This is a genomic window from Saccharibacillus qingshengii (assembly GCF_013185195.1).
Classification (GTDB): domain Bacteria; phylum Bacillota; class Bacilli; order Paenibacillales; family Paenibacillaceae; genus Saccharibacillus; species Saccharibacillus qingshengii.
In genome coordinates, this window is the sequence record NZ_JAAZWC010000019.1 from 22,480 (window position 1) to 42,250 (window position 19,771).

General features: G+C 55.3%; 18 protein-coding genes. 8 read left to right on the top strand and 10 right to left on the bottom strand.

What is annotated here, in order from left to right; all coding sequences use genetic code 11:
- Positions 1 to 134 precede the first annotated feature (134 nt).
- From HRQ60_RS15980 to HRQ60_RS16005, 6 genes are all read left to right on the top strand, one after another.
- A complete protein-coding gene (locus HRQ60_RS15980; protein WP_172197216.1) occupies positions 135 to 914 on the top strand; it encodes a response regulator in 780 nt (259 codons plus the stop codon).
- Positions 915 to 1,188: 274 nt separating this feature from the next.
- The gene (locus HRQ60_RS15985) at positions 1,189 to 2,508 is read left to right on the top strand and encodes an ABC transporter substrate-binding protein (RefSeq protein WP_172197218.1); all 1,320 of its coding nucleotides are present in this window, start codon (positions 1,189 to 1,191) and stop codon (positions 2,506 to 2,508) included.
- A 281-nt stretch (positions 2,509 to 2,789) separates the two neighbouring features.
- On the top strand, positions 2,790 to 3,662 hold the full coding sequence (locus tag HRQ60_RS15990; RefSeq protein WP_172197220.1) for an ABC transporter permease subunit: 873 nt from the start codon (positions 2,790 to 2,792) through the stop codon (positions 3,660 to 3,662).
- Position 3,663: 1 nt separating this feature from the next.
- Positions 3,664 to 4,539: a carbohydrate ABC transporter permease gene (locus tag HRQ60_RS15995; protein ID WP_172197222.1), complete on the top strand. Its 876-nt coding sequence runs from the start codon at positions 3,664 to 3,666 to the stop codon at positions 4,537 to 4,539.
- A 49-nt stretch (positions 4,540 to 4,588) separates the two neighbouring features.
- Complete coding sequence (locus HRQ60_RS16000; RefSeq protein WP_172197224.1) at positions 4,589 to 5,611, top strand: glycoside hydrolase family 130 protein; 1,023 nt, start codon at positions 4,589 to 4,591, stop codon at positions 5,609 to 5,611.
- A gap of 105 nt (positions 5,612 to 5,716) precedes the next feature.
- Positions 5,717 to 6,691 (top strand): alpha/beta fold hydrolase, encoded by a 975-nt coding sequence (locus HRQ60_RS16005; RefSeq protein WP_172197226.1) that lies wholly within the window; start codon positions 5,717 to 5,719, stop codon positions 6,689 to 6,691.
- Between the two features lie 238 nt (positions 6,692 to 6,929).
- Here HRQ60_RS16005 and HRQ60_RS16010 read toward each other — a convergent pair whose 3' ends face one another.
- The 4 genes from HRQ60_RS16010 to HRQ60_RS16025 all read right to left on the bottom strand — a co-directional run bounded on the left by HRQ60_RS16010 (position 6,930) and on the right by HRQ60_RS16025 (position 11,527).
- Entirely contained in the window at positions 6,930 to 7,850 is a 921-nt protein-coding gene (locus tag HRQ60_RS16010) for a hypothetical protein (protein WP_172197228.1), read from the bottom strand.
- Positions 7,851 to 7,988: 138 nt separating this feature from the next.
- Positions 7,989 to 8,978 (bottom strand): inorganic phosphate transporter, encoded by a 990-nt coding sequence (locus HRQ60_RS16015; protein WP_172197230.1) that lies wholly within the window; start codon positions 8,976 to 8,978, stop codon positions 7,989 to 7,991.
- Between the two features lie 174 nt (positions 8,979 to 9,152).
- Entirely contained in the window at positions 9,153 to 9,767 is a 615-nt protein-coding gene (locus HRQ60_RS16020; RefSeq protein ID WP_172197233.1) for a DUF47 domain-containing protein, read from the bottom strand.
- Between the two features lie 944 nt (positions 9,768 to 10,711).
- Complete coding sequence (locus HRQ60_RS16025; protein ID WP_172197236.1) at positions 10,712 to 11,527, bottom strand: alpha/beta hydrolase; 816 nt, start codon at positions 11,525 to 11,527, stop codon at positions 10,712 to 10,714.
- 192 nt (positions 11,528 to 11,719) lie between these two features.
- Here HRQ60_RS16025 and HRQ60_RS16030 point away from each other — a divergent pair, with 192 nt between their 5' ends.
- Complete coding sequence (locus tag HRQ60_RS16030; RefSeq protein ID WP_172197238.1) at positions 11,720 to 12,367, top strand: YukJ family protein; 648 nt, start codon at positions 11,720 to 11,722, stop codon at positions 12,365 to 12,367.
- 80 nt (positions 12,368 to 12,447) lie between these two features.
- Complete coding sequence (locus HRQ60_RS16035) at positions 12,448 to 13,089, top strand: DUF1129 family protein (RefSeq protein ID WP_172197241.1); 642 nt, start codon at positions 12,448 to 12,450, stop codon at positions 13,087 to 13,089.
- 363 nt (positions 13,090 to 13,452) lie between these two features.
- Here the strand turns inward: HRQ60_RS16035 and HRQ60_RS16040 are convergent, their stop codons facing one another.
- From HRQ60_RS16040 to HRQ60_RS16060, 6 genes are all read right to left on the bottom strand, one after another.
- On the bottom strand, positions 13,453 to 14,337 hold the full coding sequence (locus tag HRQ60_RS16040; RefSeq protein ID WP_172197244.1) for an IS3 family transposase: 885 nt from the start codon (positions 14,335 to 14,337) through the stop codon (positions 13,453 to 13,455).
- Positions 14,277 to 14,567: a helix-turn-helix domain-containing protein gene (locus tag HRQ60_RS16045; protein ID WP_246281359.1), complete on the bottom strand. Its 291-nt coding sequence runs from the start codon at positions 14,565 to 14,567 to the stop codon at positions 14,277 to 14,279. The genes HRQ60_RS16040 and HRQ60_RS16045 overlap by 61 nt, the downstream gene beginning before the upstream one ends.
- A complete protein-coding gene (locus tag HRQ60_RS23730; RefSeq protein WP_246281360.1) occupies positions 14,482 to 15,879 on the bottom strand; it encodes a hypothetical protein in 1,398 nt (465 codons plus the stop codon). Before HRQ60_RS23730 ends, HRQ60_RS16045 begins: the two co-directional genes overlap by 86 nt.
- Positions 15,880 to 15,945: 66 nt before the next feature.
- On the bottom strand, positions 15,946 to 17,637 hold the full coding sequence (locus HRQ60_RS16050; protein ID WP_172197250.1) for an extracellular solute-binding protein: 1,692 nt from the start codon (positions 17,635 to 17,637) through the stop codon (positions 15,946 to 15,948).
- An 85-nt stretch (positions 17,638 to 17,722) separates the two neighbouring features.
- Complete coding sequence (locus HRQ60_RS16055) at positions 17,723 to 18,598, bottom strand: carbohydrate ABC transporter permease (protein WP_172197253.1); 876 nt, start codon at positions 18,596 to 18,598, stop codon at positions 17,723 to 17,725.
- Positions 18,599 to 18,614: 16 nt separating this feature from the next.
- A complete protein-coding gene (locus tag HRQ60_RS16060; protein ID WP_425501692.1) occupies positions 18,615 to 19,574 on the bottom strand; it encodes an ABC transporter permease in 960 nt (319 codons plus the stop codon).
- Positions 19,575 to 19,771: the final 197 nt, after the last annotated feature.

Sequence of the window (19,771 nt, forward strand, 5' to 3'; positions counted from 1 at the left end):
AACTTTTTATCCCCTTATTTATAAACGTTTTAGCTGTCTTTTTCAAGTCGGAACGTCACTTTTCTCTGGATAATTGTCGAATAACCGTTATATACTTTAGAAACAAAAAAACTAACAAAAGAGGCGATTGTCCGATGAAAGTAATCCTGGTGGACGATGAAGAGTTAATCCGGTTGGGGCTCGAAAAGATTTGTCTGCGCGAAGGCCCCGATGTGGAGATCATCGGTTCGCACCGCAACGGTGCGGAAGCCTGGAGCCAGCTGTCCATGCTTCCCCCGCAGGGCGTCGACCTGCTGATCAGCGATATCCGCATGCCGGTGATGGACGGATTCGAATTGATCGAACGCTGCCGAAGAAGCTTTCCCGACCTGCCGATTATCGTCCTGAGCGGATTCAGCGATTTCGATTATGCGCGGCGCGCGCTCCGGTTCGGCGTCACCGATTATCTGCTGAAACCGATCGACAAGCCGGAACTGCTCTCGCTGCTGAAACGGACCGCGGCCGCCCGAACTGCCGAAGATCCGCTTGACGGCGGGGATTCGGCTGCCTTCTCGTCCGCTTCGCAGCCGGCACCCGATCATTATGTGGTGGAACGGCTCAAGAGCCTGCTCGAGAGCGAATACGATCAACCGCTGGAGTTCGCCCGGCTTGCGGAACGGCTCGGTATGAATTCGAGCTACATCAGCCGGCTCTTCAAGATCGAGACCGGCCAGACGCTCACGGAATATCTGATCGGGATCCGCATGAACCATGCCAAGAAACTGCTGGTCGAACAACCGGAACTCAAAAACTACGAAATCGCGGAAAAAGTCGGTTACGGCGATCCGGTCCATTTTAACAAGCTGTTCAAAAAAACGGTCGGCATGACGCCCAAAGATTACAAAAACGCCGCCTACCACCCACGCTCCCCTTAAACGGGAAGACCGTCCTGCACGGTCTTCTTTTTTTGTACGCGCATTATGAAACTTAAATTTGTTAGAACTAAAATATAATTAAAAAGCAAACAAATAAATAATAAATGAAGACTATAAATGCCAAACCAGCACATCGATAAACGGTTTTATCCGGTCTATAATCCATAACAGAAAGCGTATTCACGAATGGTTCGGACACAAACGGATGAGGTTCTGCCGCTGCTGTTTGACTATTCCCGCTTCATTCCCAACAGAGAAAGGGGTTCTTCCAGAAATGAAAACAAGCAAATCGATTCTCGGGCTGGTAGCGCTTACGCTGACCGCCTCCCTCTTCGCAGGCTGCTCTTCCAAAGAAAGCGACACGCCGGCCGCTCCCGGCGCGGCAGACAGTACGCCAAAAGGCGAGATTACCGTCATTACGCAGCGTACGGACATCGTGGACACCGTATTTCAGGATTACGCCAAGAAATTCAACGAAAAATATCCCGATATCCAGGTGAATTTCGAAGCGCTGGCCAACTATGAAGACCAGATCAAGATCCGGATGAACACGAGCGACTACGGCGACGTTCTCCTGCTGCCGACCAGTATTCCGCTGGCCGACACGCCGACTTTCTTCGAGCCGCTGGGTTCGATGGAAGAAATGTCCAAGCAGTACGACGGACTCGAAGAACGCGAAGTCGACGGCAAAGCGTACGGTCTTCCGATTACGATCAACTATTCGGGCGTGATCTACAATAAGTCGGTCTTCGACAAAGCCGGCTACAGCGAACCTCCGAAAACGATCGAAGAATTCATGCAGGCCCTGCAGGCGATCAAAGACAAGACGGATGCGGTTCCGCTGTACACCAACTACGCCGCAGGCTGGCCGCTCACCCAATGGGAAGCGGTGCTGACGACCGTAGCCGGCGACAAAGAGTACGTCAACGTCAAGCAGCCGAGTACGGACGACAACTTCGTACCGGGAGCTCCGCACTATGACTTGTACAAAGTCATGTACGATGCGGCCAAAAACGGCCTGATCGAAGAAGATCCGACAACGACCGACTGGGAATCTTCTAAAGCCGACCTGGCCAACGGCAAGATCGGGACGATGGTGCTCGGTTCGTGGGCGATCGGCCAGATCAAAGCAATCGCTCCGAATCCGGACGATATCGCCTTTATGCCTTTCCCGACCAATGCCAAAGAACGTATCGTGCCTCTGGCCGACGACTACACGCTTGGCATCAACGTAAACAGCGAGAACAAAGAAGCCGCGCGTGCCTGGGTAGACTGGTTTATTAACGAATCCGGTTATCCGACCACCGAAGGCGGCGGCATCAGCCCGGTCAAAGGCGCGGAACTGCCTGAAATCCTCAAACAGTTCGAAGGCACCGACGTCAAATTCGAAACGCAAACGCCGGCCGAAGAGAAGCAAAAAGGCCTGGTCGACAAGATCGACAAAGACGCCGAAATCGGTCTCTGGCAGCCGGACTTCAAGAAAATTATCATTGAAGCGGGGATCGGCAACCGTCCCGAATCGTACGACGACATCATGAAAGGCTTGAACGACGCCTGGGTCAAATCGCGCGCCAAAGTCGGAGCCGCCGAGTAACCTCTGCATCCACGTACAGACCAAGAATGCCGGCCCAGCCGGAAGAATGATAGAAAAGGGCTTCGGAGGAAAGAGGGAGTCTAGTACCTTTCAACTCTTAATCAGAGGTTTACGTTTTCCTGAAACGCACGCGCTTTAGGTGCGATTCCGTCGGAGACTTCGTACACGCTTCAAGTACGAAATCTCAGGGGAGCGTAACCTTACCTTTGGTGTTGACCAAGTACGTGGTTCCCCTCTTCCTTTTTACGGCCTGACGGACCGGACGAAAGACCCTTACGGAGGTGTGGAATTTGAGTTACCGCAATCAACGAATCCTGATTATTCTCTCGTTTACGATCATCCCGATCGCGCTTTTGTTTGTTTTTGCCTATCTGCCGGTCGTCAATATGTTCCGCTACAGCTTTACGGACTGGAACGGCTACAGCAAGACCTTCGAATATGTAGGATTTGAGAATTACAAAAGCATTTTTACCGATCCCAAGTATTTTTCCGTATTCAAAGTCAGCTTGTATTACTTCTTCGCTACCTTCGCGCAGATGGGTCTGGCACTGTATTTTGCGACCATTCTGAGTTTCAAGGTCAAAGGCAAAAACTTCTTCAAAGGAATCCTGTTCTTTCCCTACCTGCTGAACGGCGTCGCCATCGGTTTTATTTTCCTGTTCTTCTTTAAGCCGGATGGCACGTTCGATACCGTTCTCCAAGCGCTCGGACTCGACTTCCTGATTCAGAAATGGCTGCTGAACCCGCATATCATTAACGTATCGCTCGCCGGAGCTTCCGTATGGAGATACATGGGCTTCAACTTTATCGTCTTCCTGGGTGCCATTTCCTCGATTTCGAAAGACATCTATGAAGCTTCCGACATCGACGGAGCCAACCGTTGGCATCAATTCCGCCATATCATTCTGCCCAGCATCAAGCGAATCGTGCAGCTCAACATTATTTTGTCGATCAGCGGTGCCATCAGCGCATTCGATATTCCCTATATCATGACCGGCGGTTCCAACGGCAGCAACACGTTCGTCATCCAGACGGTCGACGTGGCGTTCAAATACGGCAAAGTCGGACTCGCTTCCGCCATGGCCGTCGTGCTGCTGTTCATTGTGGTAACCGTGACGCTTATCCAGCAATTTTTCGTGAAGGAGGACAAATAAGATGCAGGCCGCCAAACCTACCGTTCGCAAAAGCACCCGTTCGCATACGATCCGTTATACGGCCGCTGCGATTCTCAAGTACGCCTCCCTGATCATCGGCGCACTGGCTGCCCTGATTCCGATCGTCGTCGTCTTGTTCGCCTCGCTCAAGACCGGCGGCGAATACAGCTCGACCGGCCCTCTGACGCCTCCGGGGAACTGGCTGAACTTCGATAACTACACCAAAGCGTTCGTGAACGGCAAAATGCTGGTCGGATTCATGAACACGATGATTATCCTGATTGTGTCGATCATCGGCGCTACCCTGACCGGGTCGATGATCGCCTATATCCTGAGCCGGTTCCAATTCCGCGGCAAAAAGCTCCTGCTCGGCGCTTTCCTGCTCGCGACGCTTATTCCGAGCGTGACCACGCAGGTTGCGACGTTCCAGATCATCAACGATCTGAATCTGTTCAACACCCGCCTGGCGCCGATCGTGCTGTATCTCGGTACCGACATTATTGCCGTGTACATCTTCTTGCAGTTTCTCGATACGATCGCGGTGTCGCTCGACGAATCGGCGATGCTCGACGGCGCTTCGTATTTCAAGATCTATTTCCGCATTATCCTGCCGCTGCTGCTTCCCGCGGTCGTCACGGTCGTCATTATCAAAGGCGTAAGTATCTACAACGACTTCTACACGCCGTTCCTGTACATGCCCAAGACCTCGCTCCAAGTCATATCCACGGCGCTGTTCAAGTTCAAAGGGCCGTACGGTTCACAGTGGGAAGTCATCTGTGCGGCGATCATCATCACGATTATCCCGACCCTGATCGCTTTCTTATCGCTGCAGAAATACATCTATAACGGATTCGCCCAAGGTTCGGAAAAAGGCTGATCGCCCGCTTCGAGCCGCCCATTACGTATTCGCAGAGGAGAAATCATTCATGTCCAACGTACGCATTATCGGAGAATCGCTGCCCAACATGCCGTGGGAAAACAAACCGGAAGGCTTGAACGCGCCGGTCTGGCGCCACTCGGCCAATCCGGTCGTTCCCCGTAATCCCGCTCCCGGGATCGCCCGGATCTTCAACAGCGCCGTCGCCGCCTACGAAGGCGGATTTATCGGCGTATTCCGCGCCGAAACGGTCAACGGCCGTCCGCATCTGTCCCTGGGACGAAGCGTCGACGCGCTCCACTGGACGTTCGACGAACGTCCGATCGACTTTGTCGACGAGGAAGGCAAGCCTTATAATCCGGGCTACGCCTACGATCCCCGGCTGGTCAAAGTCGAAGGCGTCTATTACATCATCTGGTGTACCGACTTCTACGGAGCGGCGATCGGACTGGCGCGGACGGAAGACTTCCGCACCTTCGTCCGTCTCGAGAACCCGTTCCTGCCGTTCAACCGCAACGGGGTCCTCTTCCCGCGCCGGATCGGCGGAAACTATGTCATGCTGTCGCGTCCGAGCGACAGCGGCCATACGCCGTTCGGCGATGTGTTCCTCAGCGAAAGCCCGGATCTGCTCTACTGGGGCAAACACCGCCATGTCATGTCCAAAGGCGGCAAAGGCTGGTGGCAGTCCGTCAAAATCGGCGGCGGACCGGCCCCGATCGAAACCAGCGAAGGCTGGCTGATGTTCTATCACGGCGTAACCGGCACCTGCAACGGTCTGGTCTACAGCATGAGCGCCGTTATTCTCGATCTCGACGATCCGTCCAAAGTGAAATACCGTTCCGGGAACTTCGTACTGACGCCGGAAGAATGGTACGAGGAACGCGGATTCGTAGCCAATGTCATCTTCCCGTGCGCGACGCTGCATGACGCCGACACCGGACGGATCGCCGTGTATTACGGGGCCGCCGATACGTATGTGGGCATCGCCTATACAACGGTCGACGAGATTGTCCGCTATGTGATCGACACGGACGAAGTGATCGGCGACGATCGCGAAATCGGCCGGATGTAATCGGCTGTGCGGCTTCCGACAAAACGTTTATAATGACGAGGAAAGCGGTTTCGGTTGAATTATGAACCGAAACCGCTATTTTACGAGGAAAACGGAGGAATACACATGGATCGGGATATGCCTCTGCGCGAACTACGCGACTATAACGGGAAAAGTCCGCGTCCGGACGACTTCGACGCGTATTGGGAACGGGCCTTGGCCGAGCTTGACGCACAGCCGCTCGATTACGAGCTGGTGCCGGCGGAGATGACCAGCCCGGCGGCCGAATGTTTCCATTTGTACTTTACGGGCGTCGGCGGAGCGCGCGTGCATGCCAAATACGTGCGGCCCAAACGCCGCACCGGCGAAGAACCGGCAGCGAACGGTGCCGGCGTCGTTATGTTCCACGGCTATTCGTGCGACAGCGGCGACTGGGGCGAGAAGATTCTGTACGCTGCCTGCGGCGTCAGCGCGCTGGCCCTGGACTGCCGCGGGCAAGGCGGCCCGTCCGAAGACAATCTGCGGACTTCCGGACCGACGCTGCGCGGCCATATCATCCGGGGATTGGAAGACAAGAGCCCGGACAATCTGTATTACCGGAACGTCTTCCTCGATACGGCGCAAGCCGCCCGCATCCTGATGAATATGCCCGAGGTGGACGAGAACCGCGTCGCGGCGCTCGGCTATTCGCAGGGCGGCGCGCTGACCGCCGCCTGCGCCGCTCTGGAACCGCGCATCAAGCTGGCGATTCCGGTCTATCCGTTCCTGTCCGACTATCGCCGGGCATGGGAAATGGAAGTCGTTACTTCCGCTTACGAAGAACTGTCGTATTATTTCCGCTGGTTCGATCCGCAGCATAAGCGGGAAGAAGAGGCCTTCCGGAAGCTCGGGTATATCGACATTCAGAATCTGACGGACCGTATCCGCGGCCGCGTGATCTGGGTAACCGGACTGACCGACACCGTCTGCCCGCCGTCTACTCAATTCGCAGCCTACAACAAGATTACGGCAGACAAGGAAATAGTGCTGCTGTACGAGCACGGCCATGAATGGCTGCCGGGCATAGGCGATCTGGCGCTGAAAGAGATCTGTGCGCTCTAGCGGATCCTCTCTTTCCGATCAAACGGCCGAATCGATCCGAATGAATACGTGCAGTTGAAGACATTCGATTGAAGAGGTGCAATCGAGAAAGCCCCGATCCTTTGACTGAAGGAGTCGGGGCTTTTGTATGCGTATAAAACGGAATGAAATCCGGGCAGCATGAGCTGCGGATGAACAGGCGCGCCCGGAACTTCGGACGGCTCCTATTCGGGCAGGGCCGAACCGGGAGAATGGCGACTCATTTCTCGCCCAAGATCGTGGACAGCGACGTTGTCGCTTCCATATAGAACGGCGAACCTTCTTCGCTCTCCGGCATCACCAGACGGAAGAGGTAGGCGCTCTCGTCCCGGGCTTTCCAGACGATATAATCCCGCAGCTCTTTCTCGCCGCTCCCTTGAAGGAACAAAGCGGCATTCACCATCGGACTCTCAACCAAAGTATCGCTGAAGAATTCGTCAACCTTGGCACCGCTTTTCGCAAGTTCGGCCGTTCCCTCGCTGCGCAGTTTGTCCAGATCGAAATCCGCCGGCAGCTTCTCGATCTCCGCGTAATAGTCCGGATTCGCGGTCATCACCAAACGTCCGCTCGAAGCTTCGAGCTTGTAGCCGTCCAGCACGTACAGCGAATAGCCGTCTCCCTGCTGCAGTGTACCGACCGCGGTCTCCGCAACGCCGTCGCCGACCGTGAAGGTCTCGGTGGCCGGTCTTTCCGAAGTCTCTTTTTCGCCTTCGGTCGTTCCAGTCGCTCCCTGTGCCGCCGAATCCCGCGTTTTTTTGAGCGATTGAATCTCCAACTGAGGCGTGTCGCTGCCTTCTACCGGATGCTCCATATATTCGAACGAAATCGTGTCGCCTTCGCTCAGACCTTCGAGCTGCGCCGCGGCGCTCTCGGAAACCTGGAACGAAGTCGGCGAGCCGTCCATCGTAACCTCGATCGTGTGCGGATCGGCCTGCCCGCCGTACTCGCCGGTCGCCGAGATGACGTCATGCTCCTGCACATCGGTTTCGTCTGGAGCCGCAGTATCGGGCGTTACCGGGGTCGTATTCGTCGGGATCTCTTCCGGCTCGGGCGCTGGGGCTTTCGCTTCGCCGCAGGCTGTCAAAGCAAAGGTCAACAGCAGCGCGGAAGCCAGGCTTATCATTCTGGCGTTTTTTTTCATATTCAACACCTCCACTCTATTAGACGGAGTCCGATCCGAATAAGTTACACTTTTATACGGAAGGCGCAGAGATAGCCCCTACAAAAAAGCCCGCCGGGAACTCCGGCGGGCTTGGCTGCGATACGTGTAAAGCTTCGGCTAGAACAGCAGTTTGAAGATCAGACCGGCCATGATGGCTACGACCGGAATCGTAATAAACCAGGCTACAATGATCCGGCCCGCCATTCCCCATTTGACCTCGCGGAAGCGCTTGGCCGCGCCTACGCCGAGAATCGAAGAAGTCGCGGCGTGCGTCGTGCTGATCGGCAGATGCAGCAGCGTCGCGGTAAAGATAACTGAAGCGGACGACACGTCGGCCGCAAAACCGTTGATCGGCTCGATTTTGAAAATTTTCGTACCGAGCGTCTTGATGATCTTCCAGCCGCCGACCGATGTACCGATCGCGATCGCCGTAGCGGCGGACAGTTTGACCCACAGCGGAGGCTCAAGCGAATCCCAACGTCCCGCCGAGATCAGCGCGAACGTCATGATGCCCATCGCTTTTTGCGCATCGTTCGTACCGTGCGCGAACGACTGCAGCGCCGCGGTCAGCACCTGCATCGAACGGAAGCCTTTGTTGACCGTGTGCGGGCTGCGCCGACCCACGGTATATTTGAGAATCATCATGATGATATAACCGACGGCGAATGCGATTAACGGCGAGAAGATAAGGGCTTCGACAATCTCGAGGAACCCTTTCCAGTTAACGCTGTCCGAACCGGCACCCACGAACACGGCACCCGCAAGCGCACCGATCATCGCGTGCGACGAGGAAGACGGAATCCCGAACCACCAGGTAGCCAGGTTCCAGATGATCGCCGCAATGAGCGTCGCGATGACGATCTCGATCCCGTTATCGAGCTTGGTCGGATCGGCGATACTGCCCCCGATCGTCTTGGCTACGCCGGTAAACGTGATGGCTCCGAGGAAGTTCATGCCCGCCGCAAGCAAAATGGCGGTGCGCGGCTTCAGCGCCCGTGTCGATACGGACATGGCAATTGCGTTGGCCGTATCGTGGAATCCGTTGATAAAATCGAAAGCGAGCGCCAATAAGACGACAAGCGCAAGGACAATTAATGATGTTTCCATAGTGTATTGACCGCATGAAGAAAGACGGCTCCGCCGCATTCGCAGACCTGCAAATGCCGTGCCGCTGTCTTTTTACGAAACAGCCGCCGATCGATGGACGATGCCCACGCTCGCATGCCGAATCCCGCAAAAAGCGGTCCTGACCTCCTCTAACCCTAAAATGGCAGGCTCCGTTTAGGAGTTGCTCATAATGATGGTTTCCAGAATATCGGCAACGTCTTCGCAGTTGTCGGTCGTCGTCTCAAGACGTTCGTAAATTTCTTTGCGTTTGATGAGTTCGATCGGATCGCTTACGTTCGCAAACAATTCCGTGATACAGATCCGCAGCAGTTGGTCGCCCTGGTTCTCCAGATCGTTCAGACGGATCGTATATTCGCGGATCGCGAGCAGTTTTTTCTGGGACAGCAGGTGAATCGCTTTCTGGATCACGTATGCCGATTCGCGCAGGATTTCCCCGAACTGAATCATATATTCGTCAGGCTGGCCCAAGTTGTACATGTAAAAACGCGAAGCGGTCGCTTCCAGTCCGTCCAACACGTCGTCAAGCGTAGTTGCCAGCTTCAGGATGTCGTCTCGTTCAAGCGGAGTGATAAAAGTCTTGTTCAGCTCCGTAATGATGGTATGCGTAAATCCGTCACATTTGGTTTCGTAATCTTTCATGTCTTTGACGAAGGTGTTTACGTCCTTCAGGTCGGCGACGTGCTTGGAGAAATAGTCCGCTGCCTGTACAATCGTATCGGCCATGTCTTCGAGTGTTTGAAAGAAAATGTCCTTCTTTTTTACACGCATTTTAAAACCCCTTTTCAAATGTTCAAAACCAAAAATGGGCAAGGCTTTGAAGTCGCTTTTGCGACCTCCATCATTTTATCACAACGATGTAAGGGATTAAAGAAAACTTCTTTGGATTTTCACACTGTTTTTACATAAAAGTCGACTTTATTTGATTAAAAGGACGCATTCACTGCCGAATTGCTCGGTTTCGGGGTTCCGGAACCCTCTGCGATCTGTCTCCACTTTACACACCGTTCATTAAACGAATCTTAAACGGAAGGTCTAAAGGCCGAAAATAACAGGTTACAGGGCGAGGTTTGTCGGGGATTGGGCCGGGAAGATTGGAGAAGGATCCGGGATAAGGCCGGGCGGGAGATTGGCGGTTAACGCGGAGCTGGAGAAAGCACGCACGGGCAGTGCAGGGATGTGAGGCAGCTGCGGATGAAACGCTGGCGCAAAGAAGCCGAAGCAGATACAGAACGAAGTCGAAGCAGGCGGAAGGAAGCCGAGCGGATAGATCTGTGCGGCGGCAGCAAAAAAACGAGAAATAAGTGCTTGTGAACACTTATTTCTCGTTTTTTGATTGTATGGGGCGAAATAACGGCGTGAGAACACTTATTCAGGCTGTACGCACCTGAATTTCGCTTTGTCTCACCAAATAGCTGCTCTCCTGCAGCTATTATGAATTTCAATGGCTATTTATCCGAAATAGCTGCTCTGCCGCATCTATTTCGGAAGGTTTCGCGAGATCGGGTCGATTTGAATACAAAAGCGGCCAAATCATGCAATGCTGCCCGTACACTGCGCAGCGCTGCACGGACGTTAAATCGTCCAGTGCTGCCAGTACACTGCGCAATGTTGGACAGCGTTAGATTGTCCAATGTTGCCGGTACACTGCGCAGCGCTGCACGGACATTAAATCGTCCAGTGCTGCCCGTACACTGCGCAGCGCTGCACGGATGTTAAATCGTCCAGTGCTGCCAGTCGATCTCGCTCTTGTGCCGGTCCTGCAGCCAGCGTCGGGTAATATCGAGCAGCTGGCGGCGGTGCGGGCCGGACGAATACGTATGATCCGCCTGGAAGATGATTTCTTTGTCGCAGCGCGAGTCTTCCCGTGTCCAGAACAGCTTCTGGTACAAGAAGGCGTAATCGACCGGAATGACGTCGTCGGACGTTCCGTGTACGACCAGTACGTCCCCGTAGAACTTGCCCGCTTCCTGGAAAGGCTGGAACGCGCCGAGCGATTCGAAGAAGACCGGCGTAAACGAGTAGCCCAGATAATCGGCGCTGCCGGTGCGGACGGATTCGTCGTACCGCGAGCGGCCCGTGATCTTGACGATATCGTTGAAGGGATAGCCGACGGCTGACCACAGCGCGAGGCTCTTGACCCGGCGGTCCCGCACGGCGGTCAGCAGCGCCACTGCTCCGCCGAGGCTGTGTCCGATCAGCGTTACCCGGCTCGGATCGATATCCGCGCAGGTCATCGCGTAATCGAGCACGGTTCGGGTCTGGCGAATCATCGACTCGATGCCTTCTTCCCCGTACACGCCGCCGCTCTCACCGCATCCGGCGTAATCGAAGCGGACGACCAGCTGGCCGTCGCCCGCAAGTTCACGCGCCGTGGTCACAAACAGGCGGTCGACTCCGATCCGGCTGCCCACAAAGCCGTGGCAGATGACCGTCAGCGGAAGACGTCCTTCGCATTCTCCCGAAGCCGGATAATGAATCGTGGCGGTCAAATCATGGTTGTCGTGGCGGATCAGAATCTGGCGTTCCATGGCAGCAGCCTCCCTGTAATCTAATTCCTAGTCAAAAGGTATGAATTACATTCATCTTACCGCCCTATCCCCCTGATTGTCAATTGGCAAACCGGCTTGACCGTCCTCCACACCCGGACGACAGCCCGGCGTAGACCCCTGCAGCCGATTGCGCTATGCTTAAAAAGACAAACGTCCGGGAGGGAATGCCACTTGAACCGCTACCGTTACGGTGTGCTGAAAGCCAAAGCGATCAAATCGATCCACGGCTTCGGCAGCCAGCCGCATTTTCATATCTGCCTGCAGGACGATCGGGGCGCCTCCTACCGGGCCTCGGTCAATATCAAATCCAAAGCCTATCCGTCCGAGCTGCTGTACCATATCGGACCCTGCCTGCCCGACGATGCAGAGGCGTTGAAGACCCTGCCCGGCGGATTCTCCCCGATCCAACACGGCCGGCCCGTACAGGGGCTGGACTTCGTCCGCCGTCCGCTGCTGAGCCAAGAAGACATGGTCCCGCTGCCCGCCAGCCTGCCGGGACCGGACAACGATCTGAACGAGAAGATCGTCGCCTTGATCGACGCGGCCCTACTGGCCCATGCCGATCTGTACGTCTTCGGCGACAGTTGGGGACCGGAAGCGAAAACGCCGGACTACTACTTCGGCTTCCGTCCGGGACGGGGCGTACACAATATTCATATGAATCAGGGCAATGAGCATCCGTGGCACGAAGACAACGGAGCTTTCCGGGACGGAGCGATCCTGGTACATTTTGCCGAAGGAGACCGCTGGATCGGACTGTTTCTCGCTTTTCAATCGCAATCCTGGAAGACGGACGAGCGGGGACGCGCGGCGGACTAATCTCGTTCGCCGCCGCTCCGCTTATCCGCTTGGGTGCCGTCCACGTTATTCATTTCAGCCCGACAAGGAGGGTTCACGCTTTGAGCGTCCGGAAAAAAATCCGCGAGATCAACAAGATCCGCGACCAACTGAACACCAAAAACGCCGAGTATTTCGATGAAGTCATCGTTCACGTCCGATCCAGCCGCGTGATCGAAGAAAACGGCGAAGACTGGCTGCTGGAACGGGGACTGGAACTCCTCGCCGCCCAGCAGAAAGGCACTCCCGCGGCCCGGCTGTTCGGTCCGAATCCGATCGACTTTGCCGATCAGGGTCTTGCCGGTCTGCCCCAACGCAAAAAAGAACCGGCTCTGCGCTCCTACCTGCTGGTCCCCTGGACCGCGCTCAGCTGGACGTTTCTGCTGCTCGGGCTGACCGCCCTGTTCGTTCCGGAGACGGAGGAAATCAATACCGGCACCCTGCTGATCGTTGTGATCGGGGCCATTGCCCTGTTTGAAGTGCTGATGAGACTGATTCGACGCGATCCCGAAGAAGGCGTGCCGGCTCCGCCCAAGTTCAATCTGCGCGGAATCGGCTCCACTTTGATCGCTCTGATCGTAGTCGGAGCAGCCGGCCTGATGGTGCTGCAGATCGCGCCAACTGTCAAGATTCCGTTCCAGATCAGCCTCGTGATTGCGGCGATCGGATTTATCGGTCAGTTCGCGCTGCTGCGTAGAAGATAAGACCTATCATGCAAAGAAGCCTCCCTTGCGGGAGGCTCCAGGCTGTCGAGAAAGTCCCATTCGTGTGAAAAGCTTGTCGGCTGCGGGAGAAATTCGTTAGCGGACGCTCACGATGTGCCTTTCTTCGAAAGGCTTTAGGTCGCGTGTTGAAATCGGGAAAAACGATCAAATTTCAATGGAATTTTCCCGATTTCAAAGGCGAACACTATCGTTCCTTCACTGAATTTCTCCCTCCGCCTCCTCGCTTCTCTCGGAATCAGACTTTCTCGACACGTTGAGCCTCCCTTGCGGGAGGCTCAGAGTGTCGAGAAACCCAGTTCTCCAGATTGGTCAAGCCCCCATTTTATGGACAGTGAAAAAACCCTAAGAAACGAACTGGCATCGATACTCCACCGGCGTCAGTTTGTTTAGTTTTCGCTGTGGTCGTTTGGTATTATAAAAGCGGATGTATCTTTCGATCCGTTTTTGCGCCTCTTCAAAACTTCGGATAGAATACAGGTAGAGCCCTTCCGTTTTGAGATGCGAGAAGAAGCTCTCTATGGAGGCATTGTCATAACAATTGCCCCCGCGAGACATGCTGATTCGGGCGCCAACCTTTGGCAGCATGTCGTGGTACAGATGAGACGTGTACGGGGCTCCGCGGTCGCTATGAACGACCACGCCCGTCACGTCTTTTCGTTTGCGAAAAGCTTTCTTAAACGTACGCCGTACAAGTTCTTTGTCCGGATGTTCGCCGATTTCATAGGCGACAATTTCGTTGTTGAACAGATCTTTAATGGCTGATAGGTATAACCAACGCTCACCAATTGCGTACTGCGTGATGTCCGTGACCCATTTCTCATTTGGTTTTTCAGCTTTGAAATGCTGCTGGAGTAGATTTTCTGCGACCAGCCCAGCTACGTCTGCCGTGTACGTGTATCTGCGTTTCTTACGAACTCGGGATTGAATCCCAAGCTTCTGCATGAGCCGTAACACTTTCTTGTGATTCATCCAGACGCCGAGATCCTGCGCAAGAAACAATTGGAGCTGGCGATAACCGTAACACCCGTCATACTTGTGGTAGATCTGACTCACAAGCTGTTGATCTGCAGCATCTCGATCTAGATCCTGTCGATTCAACCAGGTATAATAGCCGCTTCTCGAGACGCCAAACAGCTGGCAGAGCCGCTGAATCTGCCCTTTTTCGTTCACCTGCCGAATGAGCGCATAGCGCGCTTTTGTTCCTCCTCCCTCCAGATTTTTAAGCACTTTTTTAGCAGCTCATTTTCCCTTTGTAACTGCTTGATTTGTAAGTCTGAATCCACATATTCTTCGCGTCTTCCTCTTTGATCCAACAGTCCAAACTCGCCTTGCTTTCTATATTTTTGCATCCATTTCCGAACACGGTCTACGTCATGAATGTGAAGATGATCTGTGATTTGACGATGCGTCCATTTCTCCTCTACATGCAGCCGAATGGCTTCTTTCTTGAGTTCCAATGAATATGTTTTGAACTTCTGTCCTTTTGTTGCCATGAAAAATGCACCCCCAAATGCTCATTAATTTACCCGTGGGGTTTTCTAATGTCCATTTTAAGGGGTGCACTTCATTCAGGCTGCCGAGCCGTGTCCGTCGGCCGATCCAGCTGTACGCGTACGTATCGTCGAAGACTTTTTCGCGGCGGATCCGCGGTACGGGTAGCCGCTCGGCTTCCGGCGTACCTGCGAATCCTTCCGTTGCGCCGCCGAGGTCGCCGGCTGCGCTGCCGCCCGCCGCTGCCATTCTGGCCTCCCCCCCTGCCGCATGCCCTGTTCCCTGGGCTTGAAAATCCCCTTCGAACAGCAGCAGTGTGGGAAAATCATTGGCTTGAAACGGAAGCTGAAGCGGCGCCGGGCCATCTGCCCCGCGTGAAGCCTCCTTGTTCTCCAGCTCGTCCGTGCCCGTGACTCCGGCGATCAGCCAGGCCAGGCTCGAACGGCGAACTTCGCCGCCGAAATTGTAGCTGCGAATCGTCGGAACGAATTCGTGCCCGTCATGGAACAGCAAAATATCGAGCAGCGTTCTCCGGTGGCCTTCCAACCGTTCCGCCAGTTCGGGCCGGCGTTCCTGCAGCAGCGGCAGCGCGATTTCTAGAGCGTTCAGCATCACGCTCTGATAGACCAGGCTCATATTCTCGCCCCATCCCCAGCCTCTGCGAGCGGTATAATCCGCCCAACGCTCGAAATACTGCATCGAGAGTGCCAGACGGGCCTCGTCGCCGAGCAGCGAAGCGATCACAAGCAGCATCGCTCCGTCGCTCATCGTCTTGTTGGGATAATACAATTCGGGTTCGCGGCATTCCCGTTCGAACCAGGATGCCGCATGCCGGAGCATGCCGTCGATCGCGTCCGTATGTGCCGGTGGTACAGCCCCGGGCGCACGCAGCCTCAGCGATACCAGAGGCATCAAAATAAAGAACGCCGCGTTCGAATCCTGCACGGCGGATTCTTCCGCATACCAGCGGAAAGCTCCGTAGTGCGAGTCTTCCGGATCCGTAATTTGCAGCCGCTCCAGCGCGCGCAGCGTCTCCAGCCGCTGCGCGGCGGAACGCCCCGAAGAACCGGTGGACGCTTCAAGCATGTTCTTCGATTCCAGCAGCGTCTCCAGCGCGTAATAGCCGGCCGAATACCGCCCTTCGTGGCAGACAGGCAGATGCGCGATCTGCCGGGTATGGCCGGGACGGTCATACCGGACCAGCCCGTCTTCGATCACGATACCCGCCGATGCTTCTTCGTAAATCCGCCGCATCGTGCGCAGTGTCCAATCGTTCAAGATACAGCCTCCTTTCCGTTCGGCGATTCTTGCTTCGAGCACGCTCCGGCCCACCGCCGCCTTGTCTTACTGCTGCTCCCGCATCTGCTTGCCCATCTCATAAATGTCGCTCATCAGAATAGCCTCGTCTTTGTTCTCCGCATACCAGGTCGCATAGAACTCGTCGATCTGCGCGCCGCCGGCTTTGTCCCATACGGCCTGCGAATCGCTGATGAACTTGTCGACCGCCGCCTGTCCGCCGCCGCCCACGATCGTCTGCATCGCCATATCGAGCATCGTTTTGTTGGCGTTGGTATTGATCGTAGCCAGATTTTGCGGCAGCAGCGGCAGATAGGCTCTCTGCGTGATGCCGACCATCGGACGGGCCGGATCCATATAAGCGGCTTCCGCCTGCTCGTAAATCTTAATGAAATCTTTTTCGGCGTCCGTCGGACTGACTTTGTTTTTGAGACCGTAATTTTTGCCGACGAGCGGAGTCAGCCTGCCCATATCGCGGTTATATTCCAGCTCCGTTTTATTTTTCTCCGGATCGATCGGTTTGGCGCGGCCGTCGTCCGTTTGGGTATAATGCTCGCCTTCGATACCGTTCTGGATCGTATTCGTATAGGTGTCGCTGACCATGAAATCGATCATTTTCATGACCGAGACGGGGTCTTTGGCCGATGCGTTCACCATTCCCGTCATCTGCACCGGGCTGCTGAGAAGCGGACTGTAGCTGCCGAATTCCGTCTCCGGAAGCGGCATGGCGATCACTTCGGCATCCGGCACATTCTGCTTGAGCGCTTCGTACGAACTCACATCCGCGCCGTTGCTGCCATAAATGCCGAGCTTGCCGGAGATCCACATCTGCTTTTGCTTCTCGCCGTTTTTGTCCGTCACGAAGTCTTTGTCCACCACGCCGGCGTCGTACAGCTTCTGCTGGAACGAGATTGCCGAGCGAATCCGTTCCCAGTCATGCACGACTTTGTCGTTCTCGAGTACCCACGGGATCTGGTCTTCGCCGAACAGCGTGAAGCCCGTGCCGTACATATGGTTCAAAATGATGCCCGCCACGAAGCTCAGTCCCGTACCTTCCGTATTGGCTTGTCCGTCTCCGTCCGGATCCTGCTGCGTAAACGCTTCGGCGACCGCCAAGAATTCGTCCGGCGTCTTCGGCACGTCCAGCCCCAGCTTGTCCAACCAGTCTTTGCGGATCAACAGATAATGCTGCGGCGTCAGCTCCATCGGACGGCCGAGCAGATACATCTTGCCGTCTTCCATCGTGGCTGCTTTTTGGATAGCCGGATATTTCTCCAGCATCGCTTTGTATTCCGTACTGTTCTTGGCGATCAGATCGTCCAGCGGCATCAGCTGTTTCTGATTGTAGAGCTGGCCTTGGTAAGCCGTATCGAATTCGAAAATAAGATCCGGGGCCTGGCGCGAAGCGAACAGCACGTTGAACTTCTGCAGCGATTCGAAGCGCGGCACCGTCACGTATTTCACATCCGCCGGTCCGTTCTCGTTGACCCACTTGGTCCAGCGGTTGCTGTCCATCGTCCCTTCGGACGCCGGAACCGTACCGCGGTCGTACAGCGAGACGGTGATCGAACCGCGTTTGTCTCCCGCCGCTCCGGTCTCTCCGTCGGCGCCGCCTGCTCCCGGCGATCCTCCCCCGCTGCAGCCCGCGGCGCTCAGGGCGAAGGTCAAAGCCAGTGCCGCATACGCGGATTTTCGGGCATTGCGAACAATTGGGCCTGCGGCAAGTTTTTTTCTGGTCATACGGATAACCCTCCTCTGATTAGAAAGCTGTCGACTTTGTACAAACATCCGGTGTGCGCCGGAAATCTCCGGCATGCCTCCGACTTCAGCCTTTGATGGCCCCGATCGTCACCCCTTTCACAAAATAACGTTGGAGCAGCGGGTACACGATCAGCATCGGAATGATCATGATCATGATGCCGGCGGCTTTGATGCCTTCCGGCGTAATGTTGCTGGCCTGCTGCGTATCCATCGTGTTGATCTCCTGCAGCACGGCCTGGCTTCGCACCATCTGCTGGATCAGCACGGTCAGATTGAGTTTTTCGGGACTGTTGACGTAGATCATGACATTGAAGAACGAGTTCCAGTAATACACGCCGTAGAACAATCCGATCGTGGCAAGCATGGGCAGCGACAGCGGCAGGACAATCCGCAGCAGCAGCCTCCACTCCCCGGATCCGTCGATCCGCGACGCTTCGATGAGTTCTTCGGGCACATTTTCGAAAAAGGAGCGCATAATCATCATATTGTACGTACTGACAAGTGCCGGCAGCCAAAGCGCCCCGTACGTATTGACCAGTCCGAGCGAACTGACTACCAGGTAGGTCGGAATCAGTCCGCCGGTGAACAGCATCGTAAACACGATCGCGAGCGTCAGCCAGCGGCGGCCGTAGAATTCCCGGCGCGACAGCGGATAAGCGGCGCAGATCGTCACGACCATGCTGAGCGCTACGCCGACGACCGTAATGAGCACGCTGTTCGCGAAAGAGCGCAGCACCGGCGTGCCTTCGAACAGCAGCTTGTAGGATTCAAACGTGATCTCCTGCGGCCAGAGCGTGACGAAACCCGACATGACCGCGTTTTTGCCGCTGAGCGACAGCGAGGCCAGATGCAGCAGAGGCAGCAGGCACAAGATGCCGGCCAGCGTCAGCAGCACATAATTGAACACGTAAAACGTACGCTCTCCCCGGGTCGATTTCATGATCGTTCCTCCTTTTTCACCATAGGCCCCGACCGAATCGGCGCGCGACCGCATTGGTCAGCAGTACGAGAATGAACGCCACCAGCGATTCGAACAATCCGAGCGCCGCCGTCAGGCTGAACTGTCCGCCCTGAAGACCAATCGCGTAAATGTAGGTGCTGATGACTTCGGATATGCCCGACACGATCGAATTTTGCAGCACGTAGACCTGGTCGAAACCGACTTCCATCACCCGTCCCATGGCCAGAATCAGCATAATGACGATCGTCGGGCTGATGCCGGGCAGCGTGATATTGCGGATCTGCTTCCATTTGCCCGCTCCGTCCATCGACGCCGCTTCGTACAGACTCGGGTCGATCGAGGTGAGCGCCGCCAGATAGATGATCGCGCTGAATCCGGCGTCTTTCCAGATGCCCGATCCGAGGAAAATGGCGACCCAAGAGCTCTCGTTGAACAGGAAGGCGAACGACTGCCCGGTCAGCTTCTCCAGCGCCGCATTGACGATCCCGGATTGGGCGAAGATCGTCACGACGAGGCCGCCCACGATCACCCAGGAGAAGAAGTGCGGCAGATAGACGAGCGTCTGCACCGATTTCTGGAACCACTTTTTGCGGACCTCGTTCAGCATAATGGCGAGAATGATGGGAAAAGGAAACCCGACCGCGACACTCAGGACGCTGAGCAGCAGGGTGTTGCGGATAATCTGGAGCGACTGCGACTGGGTGAACAGCATCTCGAAGTTGGCAAAACCGACCCATTGGCTGCCCCAGATTCCTTCATAGAACGTGTAGTTTTTGAAGGCGATCACAAGACCGGCCATCGGGGCGTATTTGAAAACCAGATAAAAAACGATGACGGGAATAAACATGATCCACAGCGGCGCGTTCGTCTTGAACCGCTGCGTGTGCCAGAACCGTCGGGACTGTCCGGGCGACTTCGCCTGCAGCCGGATAGGCTTGGCCGAGTTGGCTTTCATACGGGCAACCTCCTTTGCGTTCATTTCGGAATTATTCTTGGTAAGCGTTCTCATTTTGACTGTCGGCAGCTTGGATCAAGCTCTTTCTGTTTGTCACGTTAGCCTCAAAAAGCAGTATTCGCAATATTCCATTTTCGTGTTTATCCGCCGGAAACCGCACGGTTGAAGGATTCAAGTCCGGTTAACCCGGATAAAAA

Bases quoted from the DNA above. Each gene is read 5' to 3' on its own strand.
- HRQ60_RS15980 (WP_172197216.1), top strand. From the start codon at position 135: ATGAAAGTAATCCTGGTGGACGATGAAGAGTTAATCCGGTTGGGGCTC.
- HRQ60_RS15985 (WP_172197218.1), top strand. From the start codon at position 1,189: ATGAAAACAAGCAAATCGATTCTCGGGCTGGTAGCGCTTACGCTGACC.
- HRQ60_RS15995 (WP_172197222.1), top strand. From the start codon at position 3,664: ATGCAGGCCGCCAAACCTACCGTTCGCAAAAGCACCCGTTCGCATACG.
- HRQ60_RS16000 (WP_172197224.1), top strand. From the start codon at position 4,589: ATGTCCAACGTACGCATTATCGGAGAATCGCTGCCCAACATGCCGTGG.
- HRQ60_RS16005 (WP_172197226.1), top strand. From the start codon at position 5,717: ATGGATCGGGATATGCCTCTGCGCGAACTACGCGACTATAACGGGAAA.
- HRQ60_RS16010 (WP_172197228.1), bottom strand. From the start codon at position 7,850: ATGAAAAAAAACGCCAGAATGATAAGCCTGGCTTCCGCGCTGCTGTTG.
- HRQ60_RS16015 (WP_172197230.1), bottom strand. From the start codon at position 8,978: ATGGAAACATCATTAATTGTCCTTGCGCTTGTCGTCTTATTGGCGCTC.
- HRQ60_RS16020 (WP_172197233.1), bottom strand. From the start codon at position 9,767: ATGCGTGTAAAAAAGAAGGACATTTTCTTTCAAACACTCGAAGACATG.
- HRQ60_RS16025 (WP_172197236.1), bottom strand. From the start codon at position 11,527: ATGGAACGCCAGATTCTGATCCGCCACGACAACCATGATTTGACCGCC.
- HRQ60_RS16050 (WP_172197250.1), bottom strand. From the start codon at position 17,637: ATGACCAGAAAAAAACTTGCCGCAGGCCCAATTGTTCGCAATGCCCGA.
- HRQ60_RS16055 (WP_172197253.1), bottom strand. From the start codon at position 18,598: ATGAAATCGACCCGGGGAGAGCGTACGTTTTACGTGTTCAATTATGTG.
- HRQ60_RS16060 (WP_425501692.1), bottom strand. From the start codon at position 19,574: ATGAAAGCCAACTCGGCCAAGCCTATCCGGCTGCAGGCGAAGTCGCCC.